Origin of the sequence: Streptomyces spongiae (assembly GCF_009377185.1) — a bacterium.
Lineage (GTDB): Bacteria > Actinomycetota > Actinomycetes > Streptomycetales > Streptomycetaceae > Streptomyces > Streptomyces spongiae.
This window is the reverse complement of sequence record NZ_VJZC01000729.1, coordinates 1-4,398: the sequence shown is the minus strand read 5'-3', so window position 1 is coordinate 4,398 and position 4,398 is coordinate 1. Positions and strand designations below refer to the sequence as shown.

General features: G+C 69.8%; 6 protein-coding genes. 2 read left to right on the top strand and 4 right to left on the bottom strand.

From position 1 onward, the window contains the following. Positions 1-131: 131 nt before the first annotated feature. The 3 genes from rplT to infC all read right to left on the bottom strand — a co-directional run bounded on the left by rplT (position 132) and on the right by infC (position 1,661). Positions 132-515: a 50S ribosomal protein L20 gene (gene rplT, locus FNH08_RS45530; protein WP_019325184.1), complete on the bottom strand. Its 384-nt coding sequence runs from the start codon at positions 513-515 to the stop codon at positions 132-134. Positions 516-635: 120 nt separating this feature from the next. Further along, positions 636-830 (bottom strand): 50S ribosomal protein L35, encoded by a 195-nt coding sequence (rpmI, locus tag FNH08_RS45525; RefSeq protein ID WP_067031856.1) that lies wholly within the window; start codon positions 828-830, stop codon positions 636-638. Between the two features lie 129 nt (positions 831-959). Beyond that, on the bottom strand, positions 960-1,661 hold the full coding sequence (infC, locus tag FNH08_RS45520) for a translation initiation factor IF-3 (RefSeq protein ID WP_152777476.1): 702 nt from the start codon (positions 1,659-1,661) through the stop codon (positions 960-962). 341 nt (positions 1,662-2,002) lie between these two features. On the opposite strand from infC, the gene FNH08_RS45515 reads away from it, so the two are divergent. Beyond that, positions 2,003-2,398 (top strand): DUF1844 domain-containing protein, encoded by a 396-nt coding sequence (locus FNH08_RS45515; RefSeq protein ID WP_152777474.1) that lies wholly within the window; start codon positions 2,003-2,005, stop codon positions 2,396-2,398. Positions 2,399-2,429: 31 nt separating this feature from the next. On the opposite strand, the gene FNH08_RS45510 is transcribed toward FNH08_RS45515, so the two are convergent. Beyond that, a complete protein-coding gene (locus FNH08_RS45510; RefSeq protein WP_322726504.1) occupies positions 2,430-3,161 on the bottom strand; it encodes an SseB family protein in 732 nt (243 codons plus the stop codon). A gap of 149 nt (positions 3,162-3,310) precedes the next feature. Here FNH08_RS45510 and FNH08_RS45505 point away from each other — a divergent pair, with 149 nt between their 5' ends. Continuing rightward, a complete protein-coding gene (locus FNH08_RS45505; protein WP_152777470.1) occupies positions 3,311-4,339 on the top strand; it encodes a serine hydrolase in 1,029 nt (342 codons plus the stop codon). Positions 4,340-4,398: the final 59 nt, after the last annotated feature.

The window sequence follows — 4,398 nt, the reverse complement described above, 5'->3', positions numbered from 1 at the left end:
GCCCCGGGGATGGGACGGGTAGGGGCGGCGGGGGCGAGCTAAAACCGGCCCCGGACGTGCTCGGACCCGCAGGCGGTGGAGGGCCTGCGGGTCCGGGTCACGTTATGTACGCGGCCGAAGCCAGCGCAGCGTCACGCAGCCTTGGGCGCGTTGACGTCGCTCGGCAGAGCCTTCTGCGCGACCTCGACGAGCGCGGCGAACGCGCCCGCGTCGTTGACGGCCAGCTCGGCCAGGATCTTGCGGTCGACCTCGATGTTCGCGGCCTTCAGACCCTGGATGAAGCGGTTGTACGTGATGCCGTTGGCGCGGGCAGCGGCGTTGATGCGCTGGATCCACAGCTGACGGAAGTCGCCCTTGCGCTTCTTGCGGTCGTTGTAGTTGTAGACCAGCGAGTGGGTGACCTGCTCCTTGGCCTTGCGGTACAGGCGCGAACGCTGACCGCGGTAGCCGGAGGCCTGCTCGAGGATCGCCCGGCGCTTCTTGTGGGCGTTGACTGCCCGCTTGACGCGTGCCACTTCTCTAACTCCTTGTAGCGGGGCCGCGGTGGTTCCTCACACGGCCCGGAAACGAATGGGTCCCGGTCTCTCGGTGAAGGCGGGCGCCGGACGCCGGTCAGGCGTCAGGCGCACCCTGCCTCACTTGCCGAGAAGCTTCTTGATCTTCTTGGCGTCGCCCGGGGCCATCTCGGCGTTGCCGGTGAGGCGACGCGTCAAGCGGGACGACTTGTGCTCGAGATAGTGGCGCTTGCCGGCGCGCTCACGGAGCACCTTGCCCGAGCCGGTGACCTTGAAGCGCTTGCTGGAACCGCTGTGCGACTTGTTCTTCGGCATAGCGCCGTTCTCTCCTCGTCATGGCGCTCCGGTGCCCGGTCGTGAAACCGGGCACGGTGGAGCGTCCTGTCTATCGGTTGACGTCCTGGACTGTCGGCCCAGGGTTCCCTGGACTCGCGTCCGGGGGAATCACGCCTCGGCAGGCTCCTCGGCGGGCGCCTCGGCGTCGGAGGCGTTCTGCGAGCGGCCTGGGTTGGCCTTCGCTTCGGCCTTGCGGGCCGCCTGCGCCTCACGGGCCTCGGCCATCGCCTCGGTCTTCTTCTTGTGCGGACCGAGAACCATGATCATGTTCCGGCCGTCCTGCTTCGGGTTCGACTCGACGAAACCGAGGTCCTGGACGTCCTCCGCGAGACGCTGCAGCAGTCGGTAGCCCAGCTCGGGCCGGGACTGCTCGCGACCACGGAACATGATCGTGATCTTGACCTTGTCGCCCTGCTTGAGGAACCGGACGACGTGACCCTTCTTGGTGTCGTAGTCGTGCGGGTCGATCTTCGGCCGGAGCTTCATCTCCTTGATGACCGTGTGCGCCTGGTTCTTGCGCGCCTCACGGGCCTTCATGGCCGACTCGTACTTGAACTTCCCGTAGTCCATGAGCTTGCACACGGGCGGACGGGCATTCGCCGCGACCTCGACCAGGTCCAGGTCGTACTCCTGCGCAAGCTCCAGTGCCTTGGCCAGCGGGACAATGCCCACCTGCTCGCCACTGGGACCGACAAGTCGCACCTCGGGAACGCGAATCCGGTCGTTGATGCGGGGCTCGGCGCTGATGGATCCTCCTCGGTAGCACCCACACGACGGTCTGGCGGACCGCCGTGTATGTCTGGTTGACATAGGGACCAACCATCGCGGTGCATGAAAAATGCCCCGGACGGGACACAGGCGGAGCTCCAGACTGCCGGAGCACCGCCGCGGTGCAACCGCGGGGCGCGCTTCGGGCGACTCCACCGTCCGTACGGAACGGTGGTGGCCGCCTGACCGGTGACCTGCCGTCCCTAAGGAGGGTCAGGTGGGAGTTCGGAGCCTCCACTTGCGGGTCGGGCACACTCAGAGAATTCTTGGTGCGTCCGACCGGTCGTCACCCAAGGTTAGCAGCTACCGGGGGCAGGTGCGAACCGGCGTGCGGGCGCCTCCCGCGCTCGGCCGCCGCGGAGTCTGGGCCTATCGTGTGGGACATGAGTGACACCTCCCCCTCGGGCTCCTCCGGCTCCGCCGCATCTTCCGGCTCCGCCTCGAATCCCGACTTCGACAGCATGGCCCGCGACATCGCGGAGGTCCCGGCGGTCGAGGTGATCGTGACGGTCGCGGTGAACCTGATGAGCGCCGCCGCCGTGAAGCTCGGTCTCACCGAGGAGGGCGACAAGTACAAGGACCTGGACGAGGCCCGCAAGCTGGTGCACGCCCTCGCCGGTCTCCTCGACGCGTCCGCGACCGAGATCAGCTCCTTCCACGCGGCCCCGCTGCGTGACGGCCTGAAGTCCCTCCAGCTGGCGTTCCGCGAGGCGTCGCTGGTCCCCGACGAGCCGGGTCAGGGCCCTGGCGAGAAGTACACGGGCGCGGTCTACGGCTGACGTGCCGGCTCGAGAAGCATCCACCGCTGTATCAGCGACGTACGTACAAGGGCTCGCCCGGTGGCGTGGTCCCGGCCGGCAGCAGTGCCAGGTCGAGGCCGCGCACCAGGCGGGCCCGCAGCGTTTCGTCGGCGGCGATGCGCCGCGCGACCGCCTGCGCGGCCTCGGTCGGGGGCGCGGACGGGTCCAGGACCAGGGCGAGGGTGCCGTCGGCCTGTCCCGGCCCGAGGTGGGCACGGAGTACGGCGGGCTCGGCGGCCACGGCGTCGCGTACGGCCTCGACGACAGCCGGGTCGGTGAGCGGGTCCGTCGTCGTGCGCCCCTCGGCGAGCGCGAGCAGCGCGGGCCCGGTCAGCTCGTACGGCACCGGCCCGGCCAGGTCCAGCACGATCGTGTCGGCCTTCTCGTGTGCGGCGGCCTGAAGGGCCTGGTGCAGGGGTACGGCGACGGGACGGGCCTCGGCGTCCCAGCGGGCCAGCGCGTCGGTGGAGGTGAAGGCGGGCAGGGCGGTGCGGTTCCCGGCCTTCAGGGTCGGTACGGCCATGTCGCTGGTCTTCTCGCGGCGCATTCCGTTCTCGTCCTCCTCGACCTCACCGAGGACGGCCACGACGGGGACCAGCAGCCGGGCTCCCTTGAGTGCCTCCAGGACGGGCCCCACGGCCGAGCGGTCCTCGGCCCAGGCCGTGAGCGCCGCGCTCAGCCGGGGGTCGGCGGAGCCGTCGTCGTCGGAGAAACCGGGGTCGGGAATGTTCTTGTTCGCCACGGTCACCGACCCTATCGGGGGAAGTCTCCTGGGCCTTTCCGGGGCCCGAAACGCGGTGTTCACCGGGCTCATGCGTTTCTCAGCGTTCCCTGACACGCATCTAACAACCGGCTAACCCGGCGCACAGGGCGGGCCTGAACCATCGCGGCATGCCTCCTCTCAGAGCCCGCCGCCCCGTCCTGTGCTCGGTACTGGCCGCCGCGGTCATCGTGACCGGCACGGCCGCAGGGACCACCGTCTACGTGAAGGGCGGGGCGCACGGCACGGAGGGCACCGTATCGTCGTCGGCGTCATCGTCCTCGCCCTCGGCGTCCGCCTCGGCGAGTTCCCAAGAGGCCACGGAGGAGGCTTCGTTGCAACCTGTGGCGGCACCCGAGGTGGACCACGACGCGCTGCTCGCGGCCGCGCTGGAAGAGGTGACGGTGGAGGACGGCGCCGACCTGTCCGTGGCCGTACTGGACGTGGGGTCCGGGGCGGGCGCGGCGTACGGGAAGGCCCGGTTCGACACCGCGAGCATCGTGAAGGTCGACATCCTGGCGACGCTGCTCCTCCAGGCTCAGGACGCGGACCGGCAGCTCACCGCTCAGGAGAAGGCGTACGCCACCGCGATGATCGAGAACAGCGACAACGCGTCCGCGACCGCCCTGTGGAAGGCGATCGGCCAGGCAGCGGGCCTCGACGCCGCGAACGAGCGCCTCGGGCTGACCGGCACCGAAGGTGGCGACGAGATGCTGTGGGGACTGACCCAGACCACGGCGGCCGATCAACTGGCCCTGCTCCAGCAGGTGTTCGGGGACGACTCGGAACTGAGCGTCGCCTCGCGGGCGTACCTGCGAGAGCTCATGGGCCGGATAGCCGTGGACCAGGACTGGGGTGTGTCGGCCGCCGGGTCCGGCTTCGCCCTGAAGAACGGGTGGCTGCCGCGCAGCACGACCGGGCTGTGGGACATCAACAGCATCGGGCGGGTCACCGCGGACGGCCGCGACTACCTCGTCGCGGTGCTGTCGAACGGCAACACCACGAAGGCGAAGGGCGTGGCGCTGGTGGAGGCGGCCGCGAAGGCGGCGGTGTCGGTGTTCGCGGACGAGGACGAGGACGAGGGTGCGGACAAGGACGAGGACGCGGGCGAGGGCATCGGGAGCGTCGCGACCGTCGCGGCGCGGGTGCGGGAGCCGTAGTAGCCGACTCCCCTCCCGGCTCCCCCTCCCGGCTCAGACGCCGTAACGGTCCGTGTGGT